18 protein-coding genes are annotated in these 20,149 nt (G+C 61.2%); 5 read left to right on the top strand and 13 right to left on the bottom strand.

The features are described from left to right. Positions 1 to 43: 43 nt before the first annotated feature. Entirely contained in the window at positions 44 to 1,552 is a 1,509-nt protein-coding gene (locus ACIQH5_RS00680; protein WP_400399403.1) for a DUF349 domain-containing protein, read from the top strand. Positions 1,553 to 1,652: 100 nt separating this feature from the next. Then, positions 1,653 to 2,261, top strand: coding sequence for a hypothetical protein (locus ACIQH5_RS00675; protein WP_400399401.1), 609 nt, complete (start codon positions 1,653 to 1,655; stop codon positions 2,259 to 2,261). Here ACIQH5_RS00675 and ACIQH5_RS00670 read toward each other — a convergent pair. The 9 genes from ACIQH5_RS00670 to pdxT form a co-directional block, all read right to left on the bottom strand. Then, the gene (locus ACIQH5_RS00670; RefSeq protein ID WP_400399399.1) at positions 2,258 to 4,651 is read right to left on the bottom strand and encodes a RelA/SpoT family protein; all 2,394 of its coding nucleotides are present in this window, start codon (positions 4,649 to 4,651) and stop codon (positions 2,258 to 2,260) included. The genes ACIQH5_RS00675 and ACIQH5_RS00670 overlap by 4 nt on opposite strands. Before the next feature lie 165 nt (positions 4,652 to 4,816). Beyond that, on the bottom strand, positions 4,817 to 5,812 hold the full coding sequence (gene secF / locus ACIQH5_RS00665; protein WP_400399397.1) for a protein translocase subunit SecF: 996 nt from the start codon (positions 5,810 to 5,812) through the stop codon (positions 4,817 to 4,819). Then, complete coding sequence (gene secD, locus ACIQH5_RS00660) at positions 5,812 to 7,563, bottom strand: protein translocase subunit SecD (RefSeq protein WP_400399395.1); 1,752 nt, start codon at positions 7,561 to 7,563, stop codon at positions 5,812 to 5,814. Before secD ends, secF begins: the two co-directional genes overlap by 1 nt. 114 nt (positions 7,564 to 7,677) lie before the next feature. Continuing rightward, positions 7,678 to 8,061, bottom strand: coding sequence for a preprotein translocase subunit YajC (gene yajC / locus ACIQH5_RS00655; protein ID WP_197412852.1), 384 nt, complete (start codon positions 8,059 to 8,061; stop codon positions 7,678 to 7,680). A gap of 143 nt (positions 8,062 to 8,204) precedes the next feature. After that, positions 8,205 to 9,281 (bottom strand): Holliday junction branch migration DNA helicase RuvB, encoded by a 1,077-nt coding sequence (gene ruvB, locus ACIQH5_RS00650; RefSeq protein WP_024816851.1) that lies wholly within the window; start codon positions 9,279 to 9,281, stop codon positions 8,205 to 8,207. Then, entirely contained in the window at positions 9,274 to 9,918 is a 645-nt protein-coding gene (gene ruvA / locus ACIQH5_RS00645) for a Holliday junction branch migration protein RuvA (protein WP_062069427.1), read from the bottom strand. The genes ruvB and ruvA overlap by 8 nt, the downstream gene beginning before the upstream one ends. Before the next feature lie 114 nt (positions 9,919 to 10,032). Beyond that, the gene (gene ruvC / locus ACIQH5_RS00640) at positions 10,033 to 10,611 is read right to left on the bottom strand and encodes a crossover junction endodeoxyribonuclease RuvC (RefSeq protein ID WP_400399393.1); all 579 of its coding nucleotides are present in this window, start codon (positions 10,609 to 10,611) and stop codon (positions 10,033 to 10,035) included. A 65-nt stretch (positions 10,612 to 10,676) separates the two neighbouring features. Then, positions 10,677 to 11,432, bottom strand: coding sequence for a YebC/PmpR family DNA-binding transcriptional regulator (locus ACIQH5_RS00635; protein ID WP_062069420.1), 756 nt, complete (start codon positions 11,430 to 11,432; stop codon positions 10,677 to 10,679). A gap of 3 nt (positions 11,433 to 11,435) precedes the next feature. Then, positions 11,436 to 12,137 carry a pyridoxal 5'-phosphate synthase glutaminase subunit PdxT gene (gene pdxT, locus ACIQH5_RS00630; protein WP_400399391.1) on the bottom strand — a complete coding sequence of 234 codons (702 nt, stop codon included), beginning with the start codon at positions 12,135 to 12,137 and terminating at the stop codon, positions 11,436 to 11,438. 102 nt (positions 12,138 to 12,239) lie between these two features. Between pdxT and ACIQH5_RS00625 the strand changes: the two genes are divergently transcribed. Both ACIQH5_RS00625 and ACIQH5_RS00620 read left to right on the top strand, forming a co-directional pair. Beyond that, a complete protein-coding gene (locus ACIQH5_RS00625; RefSeq protein WP_400399389.1) occupies positions 12,240 to 13,568 on the top strand; it encodes a MurT ligase domain-containing protein in 1,329 nt (442 codons plus the stop codon). Further along, entirely contained in the window at positions 13,565 to 14,323 is a 759-nt protein-coding gene (locus ACIQH5_RS00620) for a type 1 glutamine amidotransferase (protein ID WP_400399387.1), read from the top strand. The genes ACIQH5_RS00625 and ACIQH5_RS00620 overlap by 4 nt, the downstream gene beginning before the upstream one ends. A gap of 3 nt (positions 14,324 to 14,326) precedes the next feature. Here ACIQH5_RS00620 and ACIQH5_RS00615 read toward each other — a convergent pair whose 3' ends face one another. Beyond that, positions 14,327 to 15,592, bottom strand: coding sequence for a CapA family protein (locus tag ACIQH5_RS00615; protein WP_400399385.1), 1,266 nt, complete (start codon positions 15,590 to 15,592; stop codon positions 14,327 to 14,329). A 73-nt stretch (positions 15,593 to 15,665) separates the two neighbouring features. Between ACIQH5_RS00615 and ACIQH5_RS00610 the strand changes: the two genes are divergently transcribed. Continuing rightward, the gene (locus ACIQH5_RS00610; protein WP_400399383.1) at positions 15,666 to 17,675 is read left to right on the top strand and encodes a M3 family metallopeptidase; all 2,010 of its coding nucleotides are present in this window, start codon (positions 15,666 to 15,668) and stop codon (positions 17,673 to 17,675) included. 61 nt (positions 17,676 to 17,736) lie between these two features. Here the strand turns inward: ACIQH5_RS00610 and pdxS are convergent, their stop codons facing one another. The 3 genes from pdxS to ACIQH5_RS00595 all read right to left on the bottom strand — a co-directional run bounded on the left by pdxS (position 17,737) and on the right by ACIQH5_RS00595 (position 20,130). Next, entirely contained in the window at positions 17,737 to 18,663 is a 927-nt protein-coding gene (gene pdxS, locus ACIQH5_RS00605; RefSeq protein ID WP_017197521.1) for a pyridoxal 5'-phosphate synthase lyase subunit PdxS, read from the bottom strand. A 254-nt stretch (positions 18,664 to 18,917) separates the two neighbouring features. Further along, complete coding sequence (pgsA, locus tag ACIQH5_RS00600; protein WP_400399381.1) at positions 18,918 to 19,547, bottom strand: phosphatidylinositol phosphate synthase; 630 nt, start codon at positions 19,545 to 19,547, stop codon at positions 18,918 to 18,920. Continuing rightward, on the bottom strand, positions 19,537 to 20,130 hold the full coding sequence (locus ACIQH5_RS00595; RefSeq protein WP_400399379.1) for an HIT family protein: 594 nt from the start codon (positions 20,128 to 20,130) through the stop codon (positions 19,537 to 19,539). The genes pgsA and ACIQH5_RS00595 overlap by 11 nt, the downstream gene beginning before the upstream one ends. Positions 20,131 to 20,149 lie beyond the last annotated feature (19 nt).

Raw genomic sequence — 20,149 nt, 5'->3', positions numbered from 1 at the left:
TGCATTACCTGAGCAGTTCCCTCCAAGCGAAAGACTTTTAGCGGTGACAGACAGTCAGAAATCCGACGAAACAGCAGTAGTGGCCAACGAAGAAGCAGTCGAGGCAACCGGCGCCAATGATTCCGAGGCGCCAGCTCCCGTGGAGAATGCTCCAGCCAGCGAAGCAGCAGCAGCAACGCCCGCGGCACCGGCTGCTCCCCGTCCGACGCCGTCCGCAGCGCCGTCCCCAGCCGCCTTCGCGGCTCGCCCCAAGGCTCCCGCCGCCGTCGTTCCTGCCGCCCCTGCGGTATCTGCGGCGTCACTTGCCGAGGCAGCCAAGTGGGGGCGCGCCGAAGGTGACGGCCACGTCTTCCTGACGCTGGACGGTGAAGAGATTCCGGTTGGTCAGTACCCGGGCGTCAGCACCGACGAGGCCCTTGGCTACTTTGCCCGCAAGTTCGACGACGTCATTGCACAGGTAGTCCTCCTGGAACACCGGGTGGAGTCCAAGGCACCCGCCACGGACATGCAGAAGACTGTCACGCACCTGCGTGAGCAGCTCGCGGAGCGCAACATGGTGGGCGACATCCGCGCTGCCGAGGCACGCCTGGACACCCTGTCAGCCCAGGTCGTCGAGCTGGAAAAGTCGGAGAAAGCCGCCCACGAGGCGGTGCGCGCCAGTGAACTCGCGGCCCGCGAAGCGATCGTTGCCGAAGCTGAAACCATTGCCGGCCAAGACCCCGCTCACATCCAGTGGAAAACTTCCAGCGCGCGAATGAACGAGCTGTTTGAAACGTGGAAGGCCGCGCAGAAGAGCGGGGTCAGGCTGGGCCGCAGCAACGAGGACGCGCTCTGGAAGCGTTTCCGCTCTGCCCGCACGGTCTTCGATCGTCATCGCCGCGCCTATTTCTCCCAGCTGGACAGCAACAACTCTGCGGCAAAGTCCGCAAAGGAAGCCCTGATTGCAGAGGCCGAAGCGCTCTCCACCTCCACCGACTGGGGATTCGCTGCCGGCGAGTACCGCAGGTTGATGGACCAGTGGAAGACCACTCCGCGTGCAAGCCGCAAGGATGATGACGCACTGTGGGGCCGCTTCCGCGCTGCCCAGGACGTCTTCTTCAGCAACCGCCAGGCCGCCAACGACCAAATCGACCAGGAGTACACGGCCAACCTGGTCGTGAAGGAACAGCTGGTGGCTGAGGCGCAGGCACTCCTGCCCATCAACGATCTCAACGCTGCCAAGAAGGCCCTCCAGTCCATCAGGGATCGTTGGGAAGATGCCGGTAAGGTTCCCCGCGCCGATATGGGCAGGATCGAAGCCGGGCTGCGCAAGGTTGAAGACGCGGTCCGTGAAGCCGAGGAAGAAAAGTGGCGCCGGAGCAACCCTGAAACCAAGGCCCGCACCAACAGTGCCTTGTCACAGCTTGAATCCGCCATCGCAGGCCTGAAGGAGGATCTGGAGAAGGCTGAAAAGGCTGGCGACCAGCGCCGCATCAAGGCTGCCCGCGAAGCACTGGAAGCACGTCAAGCATGGCTCGACCAGATCCAGCGTTCCGCCAGTGACCTCGCCTAGGGGTTTCTAAGAAAGCACCGACTACAGGCTCCGTCCGGGTTATCCACATAACCCGGACGGAGCCTGTACTCGTAGGGCGGCTACACGGAATGATCGACGAATGGACCCCGCTGTCACCGCCCCGCTCTTGCAGGAGCCGGTCATCTCCGAGCTCTACTCCCCCAGCCACATCTTTTCGTGGAACGAGCTGCAAGGTATGGCATTCGATGGCATCCTGCTGCCCCTGTACGGGAAGAGTTATGCGTCCCCGGGCGTGGCTGTCACCCACCGCCTGAGAGCCCGTGCAGCGGCCCTGACAGTCCCGGAACGGATAAGGACCAAGGTGGTGGCCGGACGGCTCACTGCCGCGTGGATCTATGGCTGCGCCAAACCACCCGAGCACTTGTCACTTTTGGTGGATGCGAAGCACCGCATCTCCAGCCTGCGGGGAAGCACCGCATGCAGCCTGCACGAAGTCCGGCTGGGCCAAATGGACGTCGTGAGCCTGGGCGGATTGCTGGTCAGCAGCCCGCTCCGTACCGCGGCGGATATCGCCCTCCACGTTGAAACGGATCGCGCGTTGCCTGCATTGAAGCGCCTGCTGGCGCGGGAAGAGCTTGGCATCAAGCTCCGGCTCCTCATTCTTGCCGTCGAGGCCACCCCACGGGTTCCGCACAAGAGACGTGCCTTGGCAACGTTGGCCCAGCTGGCTCCGGCAGAGCCGCGTTAGCTCCGCCGGCGGTTGCCAGTGGTGCGATAGACATCGAAAACACCGTCGATCCGGCGCACTGCGTTCAAAACATGGTGCAGATACTTGGGATCACCCATCTCGAAGGCAAATTTCGAGATCGCCACCCTGTCACTTGAGGTATGAACAGATGCTGCGAGGATGTTGACGTGGTTTTCGGACAAGATACGGGTGACGTCGGAGAGAAGTGACTTTCGGTCCAAGGCTTCCACCTGAATCTCCACCAGGAACACACTGGACTGGGTAGGCGCCCACTCCACTTCAACAATTCTGTCCGGCTGGTCGCGAAGACCCGAGACGTTCGTGCAGTCCGTCCGGTGGACGGAAACTCCTGAACCGCGGGTCACAAAGCCAAGAATGGGATCCGGCGGTACCGGGGTGCAGCAGCGGGCCAGCTTGACCCAGACATCGCCCACGCCCCGCACAATGACGCCGGAGTCAGAGAACTTCGACTTCGCAACCTGGGTGGGGATACTGACTTCATCCAAGTCCTCGTCGGGAGTCTCATGACCGCCCAGGTGCTCAACGAGCTTTTCCATGACGGACTGAGCTGACGTGTGCCCGTCACCAACACCGGCATACAACCCGGAGATGTCAACGTAATGGAAGTCCTCTGCCACGGCTGACAGGGCGTCATGCGTCATCAGGCGCTGCAGAGGCAGGTTCTGCTTCCGCATGGCCCTGGTGAGCATGTCCTTGCCACGCTCAATCGCTTCTTCGCGGCGTTCCTTGGTGAACCACTGGCGAATCTTGTTGCGCGCGCGGGCAGATTTGACGAAGTGTTGCCAGTCCTGGCTGGGGCCTGCGCCTTCTGCCTTGGAGGTGAAGATCTCAACCCAGTCGCCGTGGTTCAATTCGCTGTTGAGGGGAACCAGCTTTCCGTTGACGCGGGCGCCAATGGTTCGGTGGCCCACCTCGGTGTGAACGGCATAAGCGAAGTCCACAGGCGTTGACCCGGCCGGAAGAGCCATGACCTCGCCCTTGGGGGTGAAGACGAAAACTTCCCGGGCGTTGATCTCATAGCGCAGTGAATCCAGGAACTCTCCGGGATCGGAAGTCTCCTGTTGCCAGTCAACCAGCGACCGCAGCCAACCCATGTCGCCGTCACGCGGGCTGCCGGGCCCTTGTGCGGTCCGGTTGGGCTGGTCTTTGTACTTCCAGTGGGCGGCCACACCGTATTCTGCACGCCGGTGCATCTCGTGGGTGCGGATCTGAATCTCCACGGGCTTGCCGCCGGGGCCAATCACCGTCGTATGCAGGGATTGGTACATGTTGAACTTGGGCATGGCGATGTAATCCTTGAACCGGCCCGGAAGCGGGTTCCACCGTGAATGCAAAGTCCCCAGCGCGGCATAACAATCACGCACTGAATCAACCAGAACGCGCACGCCCATGAGGTCGTTGATGTCGTCGAAGTCTTTGTCGCGGACGATCATCTTCTGATAAATCGAGTAGTAGTGCTTGGGCCGGCCTGTGATGGTGGCCTTGATCCGAGCCGTCCGAAGGTCATCTGCGATCTGGTTGCGGATGACGCTGAGGCTCTTTTCGCGCTCTGGCGTACGGTCTCCCACCATCCGCACGATTTCCTCGTACACCTTGGGGTACAGCGCTGCGAAGGAGAGATCTTCAAGTTCCCACTTGATGGTGTTCATACCCAGGCGATGGGCCAGGGGTGCGAAGATCTCCAAGGTTTCACGGGCCTTGCGTGATGAGGACTCCGCGGAAACGAACCGCCAGGTCCGCGCATTGTGGAGTCGGTCCGCCAGCTTGATCATCAGGACACGGATGTCCTTGGCCATCGCGACGACCATCTTACGAACGGTTTCCGACTGGGCAGCCTCACCGAAACTGACTTTGTCCAACTTGGTGACACCGTCAACCAGCATGGCAACTTCAGGGCCGAAGTCCCGCGTCAGGTCTGCCAGCGTGTACGGAGTATCTTCCACGGTGTCGTGCAGCAACGCAGCCGCCAGGGTTGTCCCTGTCATGCCGAGTTCAGCCAGGATGGTGGCCACTGCCACCGGATGGGTGATGTAGGGATCACCGCTCTTGCGCTTTTGTCCCTGGTGGCTCTGCTCTGCCACCGCGAAGGCGCGTTGGATCAGATCGAAATCCTCTTTGGGATTATTTGCCCGGACTGTACGCAGCAGTGGTTCCAAAATGGGCGAGTACGGGGCAATGCCCCGGCCCGTCAGGCGGGCAAGCCGGGAACGGGTGCGTTCCCTCCGCCCGGGGAAGGTGGGACGCACGCCGGGAGCATCGACCGGAACCGCCGCTGCGGTCCGTCCGGGCACACTCGTTGCCGGAACTGCCACAGCCTCACGGCTGTCATCCCCGCCCGCCGGTGGTGCCGACGTCGCACGTTCTTCCACAGAAGTACCCCTCACAACCGATTTAATTCTCCCAGTCTATTCCCGCAGGTGAATGCTTCTGCAACCGGGCAGCACATGACGATGACACGGGCAAGTCAAAAAGCCGGCCCCCGCACTGGTGCGGAGGCCGGCTCAAGGCAACCCAAGGGTCTTTTAGGAGGCTGTTCAGCCCTGGACTGTGGCTTCAGTCCTGCGGTGAGCAACCTTCTTGGCTTGCTTCACCAGCTCAGGCTCGCTCTGGCGCAGCCATGCGTACAGCGGTGCCGCGATGAAAATCGTGGCAGCGGTTCCGATGAGGATGCCCACGAACAGTGCCAGGGAAAGATCGCGCAGCGTACCGGCACCCAGGAGCCCGGCACCAATGAAGAGGATTGCTGCAACCGGGAGGATGGCCACCATCATGGTGTTGATGGAGCGGACCAAGGTTTGGTTGACAGCAAGGTTGACCTCTTCGCCGAACGTGCGGCGCGTGGACGTGGAGATGTCCGCGGTGTTTTCACGGATCTTGTCGAAGACCACCACCGTGTCATACAACGAGTAGCTGAGGACGGTCAGGAAACCGATGATTGCCGACGGCGTGACTTCAAAGTCGCTGAGGGCGTAGACACCCGCCGTGGTGAACATGGTGACGAGCATGCCAACAAGTGCCGACAACGACATCTTCCAGGTTCGGAAGTACAGCGCCATCAAGACAGCTGCCAACCCAACGAAGACCACCAGGCCGATGAGGGCCTGTCGCGTGACATCCTGGCCCCAGGTGGGTCCCACGAAGTTGGACGTCACCTCGTTCTCCGTCACCCCGTAGGCGCTGGTGAGGCCATCCTTGATGCGGTTCGTCTCGTCATCGGTCAACTGGTCCGTTTGAATGCGCATCGTGTTGCCTGCCACGTTGGCAACACGCGGAATGGCACCCGGCACAACATCATGGACGGCCTTTTCGCCGAGGGCTGCATCGGTGGTGCTCACATTTGAAACAGTGAATTCCGAACCGCCGCGGAACTCGATTCCAAGGTTGAAACCGCCCTTGGCGACAGGAACCAGAATGGAGAGCGCCACGGCGACCGCGGCAATGATGAACCAGATCTTTTTCGACTTGACGAAGTTGTACGAGCGTTTGCCCGTGTAGAGCTCATGGCCGAAGGTTGCGAAGCTCGTGGTCATTACTTCTCCTCCTTGGTGCCGTTGGAAGAACCAGTGAGTTGGCCCTTCCCGGCAAGGCGCCTCTCGGCGATGGTCATGCGACGTTCCGCTTCAGCAGCCGCACCGGTGTTGCGTGCGCGGACTACAGCCGGCTTTTCGGCAGGCGTCCGAAGCCGGCCGGCCCCGCGGTAGAGCGGAACTGCGCCAAGGCGGTCAGGAGAAAGCCCCGAGAAACGGTGTCCTTCGCCGAAGAACTTGGTGCGCGCCAAAACCTGGAGCATGGGGTGCGTAAACATGAACACAACCAGGAGGTCGGCCAGGGCGGTCAGGCCAAGGGTGAAGGCGAAACCGCGGACGTTACCAACAGCAACGAAGTAGAGGACCAATGCCGCCAGGAGGTTGACGGCCTTGGAGGCCAGCACGGTGCGCTTGGCCCGCTTCCAGCCGTTCTCCACGGCGGATACCAATCCGCGTCCCTCGCGCAGCTCATCCCTGATGCGTTCGAAGTAGACAATGAACGAGTCCGCAGTTTGGCCAATGGCCACGATGAGACCTGCCACACCGGCCAAGGAGAGACGGTAGTTTTCCGTCCATCCAAGGATGGCGATCGCCAAATAGGTCAGCACACCCGCAACCACGAGGGAGGCAATAGTCACCAAGCCCAGGGCACGGTATTGGAAGAGGGAGTAGACCACAACGAGCAACAGGCCGATCATGCCTGCCAGCAGCCCCAGGCGAAGTTGGTCGCCACCGAGCGTGGCGGAAATCTGCTCTTGTGATTGGATCTCAAAGCTGATGGGCAGCGCGCCGTAGCGAAGCTGATCGGAGAGGGCCTTCGCAGACGCTTGGGTGAAGTTACCCGTGATCTGGGGTTTTCCATCGGTGATAACAGCCAAGGCGCGAGGGGCGGACAGCACTTTGTCGTCCAGGACAATCGCGAACTGTGACTTGGGATCTTCGGTCCCCTGGGCCTGTGCCGCAGCATAGAACTGGTTGAGCCGTTCGGTTACTGCTTTGAACTTCGCCGTCGCATCTGCGTTGAAGACAATGTTCACGCCCCAGGTGTTGGTCACGGAGCCTTGGGCACCCTGAACCTGGGTAAACGTGGAATCGCTGATGTCCTGGCCCTTGACCTCAACGGGCCCAAGAATGTATTTGATGGCCGGAGTCTTGTCCGTGGCCGCCTCGCAGGTTACCAGCGGCTTGGCCGGATCCGAACGATCACGCTTCTCCGGTGACGGATTTACACAGTCGAGGGCTTCAAATTCCTTGACGATGTCCGCAGTAACCCAGTTGATGTCGCTGGCGTTGGCGGGCTCCGCGGTGGGCTTGGGAAGCTGGTCCTCAGGGGTGCGCTGCTCGGCGGGAACAGCTGCCGGGTCACCATAGGTGATGACCGGGCGGAAGTTCATGTCGGCCGAGGCCTGAATGAGGTCGCGGGTCTCCTTGGAGGGCGTTCCCGGAAGACTGACCACAACGTTCCGGCCCGACTGGGTGCTGATTTCGGCTTCGGCAACACCGGAGCCATCCACACGCTGCCGGATGATGGCAACTGCCTGATTGAGTTGCTCCTCATTGATCTCGCTGGAACCCTCTACCCTGGGCGCCAGGATCATCTGGGTTCCGCCTTCGAGGTCCAGAGCAAGCTTGGGAGCCCAACTGGCGTTGCCAGTCACTACTCCGCCAGCCAGGACAGCGGTTAATACAACGAAAATTGCTCCAAGCCAGGTCAGCACCCTGCGGGCTGAGTTTTTGGGGCCGGTCCGTGCCATTATCGATCTTCCTGTTATCGCCGGACAGCCGCCGGCCGACGCTGGTAAGCGTCTGCCGGCGGCTCTCCGCTGCCGTAGAAGTTGCCTTGCGCGGTGTCGCCGCGACTGACGGTGCTAGTTGTCCTTCTTGTCCTCTTTATTGAGGCGCGCGATGGTTTCTTCCGGTGTTTCGACGGCGGTAGGCGCTTCGGTCTGCGCGGCAGTCAAAGAAGAAGCGTCATCAGGAACAACCGGTGCTTCCTCGGGGGTGGTCTCCACTACCTTGGTGACAGCCTGACGGTGAACCGTGGCCTGGTTACCCGGGGAGAGTTCGATCACGACTTTGTTCTCGGCTTCGTCGATGGACACGATGCGGCCAAAGAGACCGAAGCTGGTCATGACGTCGACGCCCGGCGCGAACTTTGACTGCATTTCAGCCTGCTGCTGCTGGGTCTTCTTGTTGCGGCGGAACATCATGAAGACAAAGAGTCCAAGCATGACGAACAGCAATATGGTCATTGGATCCACAGGGAAGTTCCGTTCTGTACTTACGTTTTGGTTCACGGCAACGTCCCTGGCAGATCCGCAAAGCGGGCATTGACCGAGGACTCGAACGTGCCGAGCGTCATACCAGTCTAGAGGGAAAAGGTGAACAGAGGGTGCTAACCGACCGTATCCACGCTTTCGGCGTGGTTTTCATCCTCGCCGAACAGCGCCAGTGTCTCCTGGCCAAAGACTCCGGCCGGGACAGCATAACCAAGGTGGGTCCACGCCGATGCCATCGCGATCCGGCCACGCGGCGTGCGTCCCAACAGCCCTTCACGGACCAGGAACGGCTCAGCAACGGTCTCCACCGTTTCGGGTTCCTCGCCCACGGCAATAGCCAAAGTGGACAAACCCACGGGGCCGCCGTTGAACTTGGTGATCAGGGCTTCAAGAACCGAGCGGTCAAGCCTGTCCAAGCCACGCTCGTCCACTTCATACATATCCAGGGCCGCTGAAGCGGATCGGGCGTCGATCTGCTCAATGCCATGAACCAGCGCCCAGTCACGGACCCGACGCAGGAGTCTGTTGGCAATACGCGGCGTTCCCCTGGACCGGCCGGCTATCTCCGTGAAGCCCGCGGAGTTCACCTTCAGGTCCAGAAGCCCCGCAGAGCGCCTGAGGACGAGTTCGAGCTCTGCGACTGAATAGAACTCAAGGTGCCCGGTGAAACCAAACCTGTCCCTCAACGGACCCGGGAGAAGACCTGCCCGTGTAGTGGCGCCCACCAGCGTGAAAGGCGGCAGCTCCAATGGAATGGCAGTTGCACCTGCGCCCTTGCCCACCACGATGTCCACGCGGAAGTCTTCCATGGCCATGTACAGCATTTCTTCCGCCGGCCTGGACATGCGGTGTATTTCGTCAAGGAACAGGACCTCACCCTCTGAGAGGGAGGAAAGGATGGCGGCGAGATCTCCCGCGTGCTGGATGGCGGGCCCGCTGCTGATACGCAGCGGCGCGTTCATCTCCGCTGCGATGATCATGGCAAGGGTGGTCTTGCCTAGTCCCGGAGGCCCGGACATCAGCACGTGATCGGCACTGCGACCACGCATTTTGGAGGCCTCCAGTACCAAGGCAAGTTGCTTGCGGACCCGATGCTGTCCGACGAAATCGTGCAGGTTCTTGGGACGGAGCGCGGCTTCAATGACCCGCTCTTCCGGTTCCTCTCCCCCGCTGACGAGTGACTGCTCAGCCACGGCTGCCTACACGATTGCCTGCGCGCGCCCCGTCCTGGCCCAGCCAGCGCAGAGTGGCCCGGAGAATCTGGGCCACATTTCCAGCGTCGACGAGTTCCGGAGAGTCAGCCATGGCTTTGTCGATGCTGCCGTTGGCGTCCTTCTCTGACCATCCCAGACTGGTCATGGCTGCGACTACCTGGGGCTTCCATTCGGCGTTGGGGGCTGCGGCCGGAGCAGCACCGGTTCCGGTTCCGTGGGGAACCAACTTACCGGCAAGCTCAAGGACAATCCGGCCGGCCACCTTGGGGCCGATACCCGGCACCTTGGTGAACGTTTTGCTGTCACCGGTGTGCGCCGCCACTCGGATGGTCTCCGGTTCATGGACGGCCAGGACGGCCAAGGCCAAACGCGGCCCAACCCCGCTGACGCTGAGGAGGACGTCGAAAACTTCGCGTTCGTCGTCGTCGGCGAAACCGAACAGCGTGAGGGAATCTTCGCGAACGATCATGGAAGTGAAGAGCTTGGCTTCAGTCCCCGTTTTGAGGTGGCTCAAGGTCTGCGGCGTGGCGAAGACACTCATTCCCGCACCGTTGAGGTCGATTACAGCGGTGGACAAACCAACGTGGGCTACGGTTCCACGGAGAAAACTGATCAAGACCCGGCTCCTGAAATACTGCCTGCTTGGTTGCCGTAATACTGCTGTCAGTATTGCGGCCGAAGCGGACTATCCGAACATATCTACGAATACCCTAGCAAGGGGAGCTGACAATCACCGCTTGCGGCGCGCTTTTGCTTCAGCGTCAGCCCAGGCTTTCTGGGCGGGAGTGAGACCGCCCTTGCCGTTCTCGCCGCTGGCCGGGCCCATTCCACTGCCTGCGCGCCATGCATGGGTGAGGGCCAGTGCCAGGGCGTCTGCAGCATCAGCCGGCTTCGGCGGAGCATCCAGGCGCAAAATCTTGGTCACCAACTTGGTCACGGCATCCTTGTTGGCAGTGCCGCTGCCGGTGACTGCCGCCTTGACTTCCGAAGGCGTGTGCATCGCGACGGGGATCCCACGACGCGCGGCCGCCACGATGACCACGCCTGAAGCCTGGGCGACACCCATCACCGTGCTGACATTCATCTGCGAGAAAACACGTTCGACGGCGACCACGTCCGGCTTGTGCAGGTCCAGCCACTCATCGATGGCTTGGGCAATGACCAGAAGCCGCTGATCCAGCGTCAGCTCAGCAGAGGTACCCACCACTCCAACTGCCACCATGGTGGCCCTGCGGTTCCGCTCAATGTCCACTACACCTATGCCGCAACGGGTGAGGCCCGGATCGACTCCCAATACGCGAAGAGTCAAGTCCGGGCCTTCCTGGTGGCTGTAAACCTGCTGAGTGAAAGAATTGCGCGCTGCGTCTTAGCCGACTATTCGGCGTCGAGGGCGGCCTGAACTTCCTCGCTGAGGTCCGCATTGCTGTAGACGTTCTGGACATCGTCCAGTTCTTCGAGGGCGTCCACGAGCTTCATGAACTTCTTGGCTCCGTCAACATCCAGGTCCACCTGCATGGACGGAACGAACTCGGCTTCATCGGTGTCGTAGTCGATGCCCGCTTCCTTCAGGGCGTCGCGGATGGCCTGAAGGTCAGAGGGCTCGGAGTGGATTTCCCAGTTCTCACCACTGTCCTTGACTTCCTCGGCTCCGGCTTCCAGGACCGCCATCAGGATGTCGTCTTCGCTGAGGCCGTTCTTGGGCAGGACAACAACACCCTTGCGGGCGAACAGGTAGCTCACGGAACCGGGATCGGCGATGGTGCCGCCGTTACGTGAGATCGCCAGGCGCACCTCGGAAGCAGCGCGGTTCTTGTTGTCGGTCAGACATTCAATCAACAACGCCGAACCCTGCGGACCGCGGGCCTCATACATAATCTCGGTGTAGTCCACCACTTCACCGGTGAGCCCGGCCCCACGCTTGATGGCGCGATCGATGTTGTCATTGGGAACCGAAGTTTTCTTGGCCTTCGTGACAGCAAGTTCAAGGCCAGGGTTGCCGGCGAGGTCCGGGCCACCCATGCGGGCAGCAACTTCGATGTTCTTGATCAGTTTCGCGAACGACTTTGCACGCCTGCCGTCAATGATGGCTTTCTTGTGCTTGGTGGTCGCCCATTTGGAGTGGCCTGACATGCTTTACGCTTCTCCTCTGATCATTCGAATAAAGAGTTCATGCACGCGTTTCTCTCCCGTCACTTCCGGATGGAAGGAGGTAGCCAGCAACTGGCCGGAACGCACTGCAACAATTCTAGCCACTCCATGCAAAGTGGCCGTGTGGCTGGCGTGGTCGGGGTCAACCTGGGCAAGGACTTCCACATCCGGCCCCACACGCTCCACCCAGGGGCCACGGATAAATACCGCGTGGACAGGATCCACGCCGGACTCCCCTGCGCTGAAATCAAGGCCTTTGAAATCGAGATCGGTTTCAAAGGACTCGCGTTGCCGTCCAAAAGCATTTCTGCGGACCGTGATATCCAGCCCACCAAAAGTCTGCTGGGGATTTCCGTCCAGGTCCGTTGCCGGGTCGGCAATCTCATTGGCCAACAGGATCATGCCGGCACAGGAGCCGTAGACCGGGAGGCCGTCCGCGATGCGCTTTTGAAGAGGGTCACGGACTTCAAAGATGCGGGACAGCTTGTCGATGGTGGTGGATTCGCCGCCGGGGATGATCAGGCCGTCAATGTCGTCAAGCTCTGCAGGACGGCGAATACCCACGCCGGTGGCGCCGGCCGCCTCAACAGCGTGGATATGCTCGCGGAAGTCGCCTTGGAGAGCCAGCACGCCGATCCGGAGTCCTGAACCCACGCGTGACGAAGCGTCGGAAAGGGGGTTGGTCATTCGACCATCATAGTAGCCATGAGCCTCGGTGACGCCGCCCGCAGTTACCCGAAGCGTCCGCCAGTCGGGGTTCCATGCCTTGACTGGGATATATTACAGAGCATGCTTTCCTTCAGCGTTCCCCTCGGCAAGCTGGTCCGCACACTGTCCCGGCTCCGGGGCGGAGGCTCAGCTTTTCCTGGCTTGGTGGTCGAGAAAATCGATCCCGGCTTCATGCAGCGAACGCTGGCTTCGCTTCCCCTTGGTGTAGCCGTAGTCAGCGGCACCAACGGAAAGACGACCACCACCAAGATGGTGGTGGAACTCCTTGAAAGCCAAGGCCTGAAAGTCTTCACCAACCGCAGTGGCAGCAACTTCACGCGAGGCGTCGCCGCTTCCCTCCTGGGCGACGTGGACTGGCGTGGACGGCTCCACGCAGACATTGCCATCCTGGAACTTGACGAAGCCCATGCCGTGCACTTCGTCAACAAAGTGGAGCCCCGTTACAGCCTCCTGTTGAACGTCCTGCGCGACCAATTGGACCGCTTCGGTGAAATCGACAAGACCGCCAGGCTGCTGGAGCACATCGCCTCCAAGACCACCGGCACCGTTGTCCTCAACCGGGAGGACCCCCGTGTCGCCCGGATCGCCAACGCGCTCAATACCCTGGACGCCGTCCACCACCCCGAAGTCCGGTACTTCGGCCTCGACGAATCTTTGCGCAGCACCTTTCCCAACGATGACGAGATGCGCACGGGCAGTGGCCCGTCCCCGTCCGGCACCTCTGTTGCCGCCGAGACCGGTGACGATGTAGACCTGCCGGCTGCCGACGTCGTGCTCCGCCGGGTAGGTGCCCAGGACGCTGACTTTGAGTTCGACGGCGAAACCGTCACCACATCGATGAAATTGCGCGGCGTCTACAACATCTTCAACGCGGCGGCGGCTTTGTCCCTGGCGCGGTCCGTTCTGGGAACCGGGCCCGTTGATACGCCCAAACTTGTGAAGGCTTTGGGAGAAGTTGCACCCGCCTTCGGCCGCGGTGAAAGCCTCACAGTGGACGGACAGCCCCTGGAACTCGTGCTGGTGAAGAACCCCAGCGGCTTCCGGCTCGGACTGAAGTCCTTCCCCGCCGGCGGGTACGCCACCATGATCGCCATCAACGACAACTATGCCGACGGCCGGGACATGTCCTGGCTGTGGGACGTAGAGTTCGATTCCCTGCGCGAAGGCGGCGTGGAGGTCCTGACCGGCGTGCGCGCCTACGACATGGCGCTCCGTCTCCAATACGACGACGTGCACTTCGGCGTGGTGGAACCGGACATCACCGCGGCACTGCGGATTTTCATTGACGGCTCGCGGGGCAAACCCAAGCGGGTCTTCTGCACGTACACTTCCATGCTCGCCATTCGCCGCGAGCTGTCCAAAATCACCATAGTTGAGGTGGTCTCATGACCTCGGAAGCACAGCCCACGCCGGCAGCACAGCCCAGCAAGGGAACACTCCGCGTTCTCCAGCTCTACCCGCGCGAGATGAACATTTACGGTGACTGGGGCAACGCCCTGGTCCTCAAGCAACGGATCAAGTGGCATGGCTATACTCCGGAGTTGCTCGAGTACAACGTGGGTGACGAATTCCCGGACGACGTGGACATCATTGTGGGTGGAGGCGGGCAGGACAGCGGCCAGCTGGTCATTCAAAACGACCTTCAAGCGCGCGCTGCCACGTTGAAGCAGCTGGCGGACGGGGGTGCCCCTATGTTGGTGATTTGTGGGCTGTACCAGCTTTTCGGCAAGTTCTTCAAGACCAGCACCGGCCCGGTCATTCCCGGCATCGGCATCCTTGACGTCGAAACCCACGGAACTGACGAGCGACTCATCGGCAACGTGACCATGAAGTCCGCCGAGTTCGGCGACATCCTGGGTTACGAGAACCACAGTGGTCAGACCACGTTGGGTCCCGGCGTCGAGCCTCTGGGTACGGTGACCAAGGGCGCGGGCAACAACAGCAAAGACGGACACGAGGGCGCGCGCTACAACAACGTCGTAGCGAGCTACCTGCATGGCTCTTTGCTGCCGAAGAACCCGGCCATCGCGGATTTCCTGATCCGGACGGCTGCCGAACGCAAGTTCGGTGGCTTCGTGCCCGGAACGCCCGACGACGGTTATGCCCGCCTTGCCCGAGAACACGCCGCCCGCCGGCCACGCTAGGCGCTACTTTTCCTTGGTAATCAGCAGTTCATGCGCTCCTGCGGTTGCGGCGCCCATGGACTCAACCACTGCTTTGGTTCGCTGATGAGTCTCAGCATCGGCCGCTGGGGTGGCGCAGACTCCCTGTGGTGCATCGCTGGCCACGGAGCACCAACGATAGGGATCCCGAACGATCACGGACGGAGCCCAGGCGAGGTCTGAGGCAGTCCAAACGCCAGACGTGTTTTGGCTGAACTGCGCCCTCACCAGCAGTCCCTCGTTATTCAGGACATACCACGGTGACAATTCAGTGACACCGTTGCCGAGCCCATAGACAATCCACGTGCCCTTGTAATTCTCGATGGGCAAAACGGAGTGAGTGTGGTGCCCGTAGATCATGGTGAACTGCCCACTGTCCACCAACGCGTGCGCAACCTCCTGCTGCTGGGCGTTGGCTTCGCTGGCGTATTCGTCACCGGCGTGCATGACACCCAGGACGATGTCAGCTCCAAGCGCCTTGGCCTGTTTCGCCTTCGCGATCATGGCCGCTGGATCCAGCTCGTCAACCAGCCAAGGATATTCCGGAATCTGACCGTTGTGGCCGTACGTTCCAATGATGACGGCCACCTTGGCAGCGTCCGTCTGGAGCATGAGTATCTCCTTGGACGCGGCCTCCGTCCGGTAGGAACCCGTGTGCTTCAGGCCCGCCGCGTCCAAGGCATCCAGTGTCCTCAGCAAGCCGTCGGTCCCACGGTCAATGGTGTGGTTGCTGGCCGTCGTGCAGGCTTTGTAACCGACGTCCTTGGAGGCTGCGATGATTTGGGGCGGCACGTTGAATGACGGGTAGGCGGAGAACGGCCCTTCCGGAGTTGCAACCGGGGTTTCCTGATGGCAGATGGCGAGGTCGCTGTTGCGGATGTAACGGCGCTGCCCTTCGAGAAGCGGCACGAAAGTGTAGCCGGGCTGACCCGCCGCCGCTGCGTCAGCTCTGGCTTGTTGCCAGAGCTGGGTGTGAACCAGCATGTCGCCTGTCACCGTGATGGAAGTGCAGCGTAGCTCCGGACAAGCGGGACCCGTACCAGGGGTGGGGTTCGGTGCCGGGGTGCGGGTTGGGCTGGGGGTCTCGGCTGAGGGGGCAGACGTGGCGCTGCTGCGGTTCGCGTCATCGTTTTCTGCGATCACACCGCAGGAACCCAAGGAGACTGCCAAAGCCATGCCGCTCAGCACGATTGCGGCCTTGTGAGTACGGAACCGCCCCACGGAAAATGTGATATTGCCCATGACTTTCATCCTATGGTGGAAGCTCCTGGGAACCGGGCGTGCCGCTCTTGAGGACACGATTCTTACGTGAAAGAGTCACTTCATGACCAATCCACTCCTGAGCCCCAGCACTTTGCCCTACGGGCTTCCGCCCTTCGCCGGCATTTCAACGGAGCACTACGCCGAGGCCATAGAGGCAGGCTTGACCACGCATCTGAGTGAAATCGCCAGAATCACGGACAACCCGGAACCAGCCACCCTGGAAAACACAGCAGTGGCCATGGAGCGGTCCGGACTGCTCCTCAACAGGGCTGCTGCAGCGTTCTTCACACTCGTTTCCGCTGATGCTTCCGACGCCATCAAAGCGCTGGAGATCGAGCTTTCACCCAAGCTCTCAGCACATCAGGACGCCGTGTACATGAACCGCGGGCTCTACGAACGGTTCGCAGCGATCGACACCACCGTTCTGGATGCGGAGTCGTCCCGGTTGGTGCAGGAGTATCTTAAAGAATTCCGGCAATCCGGAATTCAGCTTGAGGACGCCGGGCAACACCGCCTGCGCGAGGTCAACGCCGAGTTGTCACGATTAGGCACCGAGTTTGGACAGCGCGTCAAGGACGCCATGAAGTCCGCCGCCCTGCTTCTTGACGACGCCGATGAGCTCGCCGGCCTGCAACCGGAATTGATCGCAGGCGCCGGGGAAGCAGCAAAGTCTGCCGGACACGAAGGCAAGTATTTACTAACCTTGATCCAACCCAGCAATCAACCCGCCTTGGCGTTCTTGGAGAACCGGACCATCCGCCGTCGACTATACGAGGCGTCCTTGGCGCGAGGCACTGGTGGCCCCTTGGACGTCCGTGACCTTGTGAAGGCGACTGTCCGGTTGAGGGCAGAGAAGGCAACTCTCTTGGGTTTTGCCAATTTCGCTGAGCTGGTGGTTGACCAGCAGACAGCGCCCGGGTTCAGTGAGGTCCAAGCGATGCTGGGTCGGATGGCCCCCGCTGCTGTGCGGAATGCCCAATCGGAGGCAGATGCCTTGGCGGAAGCAGCCGGCCACGAACTTGAGCCCTGGGATTGGGCGTATTACTCTGCCCGGGTTCGCAGGGATAAATTCCAGGTGGATGAACAGGCAATCCGCCCCTATTTCAGCCTTGAAAATGTACTCACCCACGGAGTCTTCCATGCGGCAACGCAGCTGTACGGGGTGACATTCCAAGAGCGGGACGATGTGGAAGGCTACCACCCCGACGTCCGCGTCTGGGAGGTGCGGAATGAAGACGGCACCGGGCTCGGCCTCTTCCTGGGCGATTATTACACCCGGGAGTCAAAGCGCGGGGGTGCTTGGATGAATTCCCTCATAGAGCAGTCCACACTGCTGGGCACCCAGTCCGTGGTGATCAATAACCTCAACATCACCAAACCGGCCCCCGGCGAGCCGACACTGTTGTCGTTGGACGAGGTTCGCACTGTCTTCCATGAGTTCGGCCATGCCCTGCACGGCCTGTTTTCCAACGTCACTTATCCTCGGTTCTCCGGAACGTCCGTGCCGCGTGACTTTGTGGAATACCCGTCCCAGGTCAACGAGATGTGGATCATGTGGCCAGAGGTATTGGCCAACTACGCACGCCACTACTCTTCCGGGGAAGTCCTCCCGCAGGACACCGTGGACAAACTCAACGAGTCGGTGCTGTGGGGAGAAGGGTTCGCAACCACGGAATATCTGGGCGCAGCACTCCTTGACCTCGCATGGCACGTGATCTCCGAGTCGGAGGTACCGGACGACGTTATGGCTTTCGAGGCCAAAGCCCTGGCGGATGCAGCAATCGCTCACCCCCTGATCCCACCGAGGTACCGGACGGGCTACTTCCAGCACATCTTCGCCGGCGCGGGCTATGCCGCGGGATACTACTCCTACATCTGGAGCGAGGTGTTGGACGCCGACACCGTGGAGTGGTTCAAGGAAAACGGTGGCCTGACACGAGCCAACGGAGACAGGTTCAGGTCTGAGCTGCTCTCGCGGGGTAACAGCCGCGACCCCCTGGAGTCCTTCCGCGCCTTCCGGGGCCGCGACGCCGAGCTGGAGCCCCTCCTCAAGCGGCGTGGACTGCGCTAGAACGACGCCGGGCCGGTCACCTTGGAAGGTAACCGGCCCGGCGTCGTACTGCTTTTTGCTTTTACCAGCCGCGCTCTGCGAGGCGGTGGGGCTGCGGGATGTCATCAACGTTGATACCGACCATGGCTTCGCCGAGGCCGCGGGAGACCTTGGCGATCACATCGGGATCGTCGTGGAACGTGGTGGCCTTCACGACGGCGGCAGCACGCTCTGCGGGGTTGCCGGACTTGAAGATCCCCGAACCGACGAACACGCCGTCCGCGCCGAGCTGCATCATCATCGCAGCATCAGCCGGGGTAGCAATACCACCAGCGGTGAACAGGACCACGGGGAGCTTGCCGGTAGCGGCAACTTCCTTGACCAGCTCGTACGGTGCCTGCAACTCCTTGGCCGCAACATACAGCTCATCCTCGGGAAGGGCGGCGAGCTTGGCGATCTCCGAGCGGATCTTGCGCATGTGCCCGGTGGCGTTGGAAACATCGCCGGTGCCGGCTTCACCCTTGGAACGGATCATCGCCGCGCCCTCGTTGATGCGACGCAGCGCCTCACCAAGGTTGGTGGCACCACAAACGAACGGGACGGTGAAGTTCCACTTATCGATGTGGTTGATGTAGTCCGCCGGGGTCAGGACCTCGGACTCGTCGATGTAGTCAACACCGAGGGACTGCAGGACCTGGGCTTCGACGAAGTGGCCGATCCTAGCCTTGGCCATCACCGGGATGGACACGGCAGCGATGATCGCATCGATCATGTCCGGATCCGACATCCGGGACACGCCACCCTGGGCGCGGATATCGGCCGGGACACGCTCGAGCGCCATGACGGCAACAGCACCGGCATCCTCAGCGATGCGGGCCTGCTCGACGTTAACGACGTCCATGATGACGCCGCCCTTGAGCATCTCCGCCATGCCCCGCTTAACACGGCTGCTGCCCGTGACGCTGTTCGCGGACGAACCGGCTTCGTTGCTTACATCTGGTGTAGACACAAAAACCCCTATGGGTAGATAAACGACCTTCATGCCGGAGGCGCGCGCAGCCACACGACCGCAATCAGCGCACACCGGGTTTCAGGTCAAGGTGACCAAGTACTAGTAATAGTAGTCGCACCTTGCATGCGGACAGTACATTCGTTACTGCCTTGGAGGGCAACAAAGCGGCCTTTGGTAGGTCAGGTGCACAACCAGGGCAGAGCGACTTTGGTCGGTTGCCAGTTCCCCCGCACTGCGATATTTCCTAGGCGTTAGGCTGCAGCAGTTCCGTCAGCTTCGGCCATGGCCTGCCGCCTTACGGTGGACATCCGCTGAACGATGGTGATGATGCTCGCCAGCGCTAGCAGTATGAGGGTTACGAACAACGCAACCGGCGGGAGGCCCAATCCCGTAAGCCCGGCGATGAGCAGCACCGATGCCAGGCGTTCTGCTCGTTCAGCGATTCCAACGCTCGCCTGGTAGCCCAAGGACTCCGCCTTGGCCCGGGCGTAGGAAACAACCATTCCAAGAACCAGACAGACGACGGCAGCGGCCGCAATCGCAGGATCTTCACCTCCGGTGAAAAACCAAATGGTGAGGCCCGCAAAAATTGCACCATCCGCGAGCCTGTCCAGGGTGGAATCCAGGAAGTTACCCCAGCCACCGCTGCGGCCCTGCAGCCTCGCCATGATTCCATCCACCACGTCCGAGAATGCGAAGAACGCGATCACCACCGAGCCCCACCATAAGAAGCCCAAGGGGTAGAGGACGAGTCCGCCCAATATCACCCCTGCGGTCCCTGCAATGGTCACGGCGTCCGGAGACACACCGATCCTGAGGAGCCAACGCGCTAAAGGGGTAAAAAGTGAAGTGAAGAAGCCGCGCGCATGCCTATTGAGCATTCGACTCCCCCGGCCAGGCTTCGGCCACGAGTTTGCGGACCTCATCGAGCGTCTGCGTAATGGCCTTGGTCTGGGCGATGATGGGGAAGAAGTTTCCGTCCCCACCCCAGCGCGGAACAACGTGCTGATGGAGATGCGCGGCGATTCCCGCGCCCCCGGTTACGCCTTGGTTCATGCCAAGGTTGAAGCCGCTGGGGTTGGATACCTTCCGCAACACCCGCATGGCTGTTTGCGTGAGTTCTGCAAACTCCGCCGTCTCCTCCACGGTGATGTCCGTGTAGTCGGGCACGTGGCGGTAAGGGCAGATCAACAGGTGCCCTGGGTTGTACGGGAACAGGTTGAGGACCACATAGCAGGTCCGTCCCCGGTAGACGATGAGGGATTCCTCGTCAGTACGTGTGGGGCCTACACAGAACGGGCAGTCATCCTTGTTCTTGAATTGATCCTGCCCGCCCTTGATGTAGGCCATGCGGTGCGGAGTCCACAGGCGCTGAAAAGCGTCCGGAACGCCCGCGAGTCCGAAGTCATCGGTTACGTCGGCGTCGCCGGGAATGCCGGGGGCCGCGCCTGTGTTCTCCTGCACCGTCTATGTGTCCGTTCCG

It is taken from the genome of Paenarthrobacter sp. NPDC091711, assembly GCF_044756605.1.
In the GTDB taxonomy this organism is placed as follows: domain Bacteria; phylum Actinomycetota; class Actinomycetes; order Actinomycetales; family Micrococcaceae; genus Arthrobacter.
This window is presented reverse-complemented; position numbering and strand designations above follow the sequence as displayed.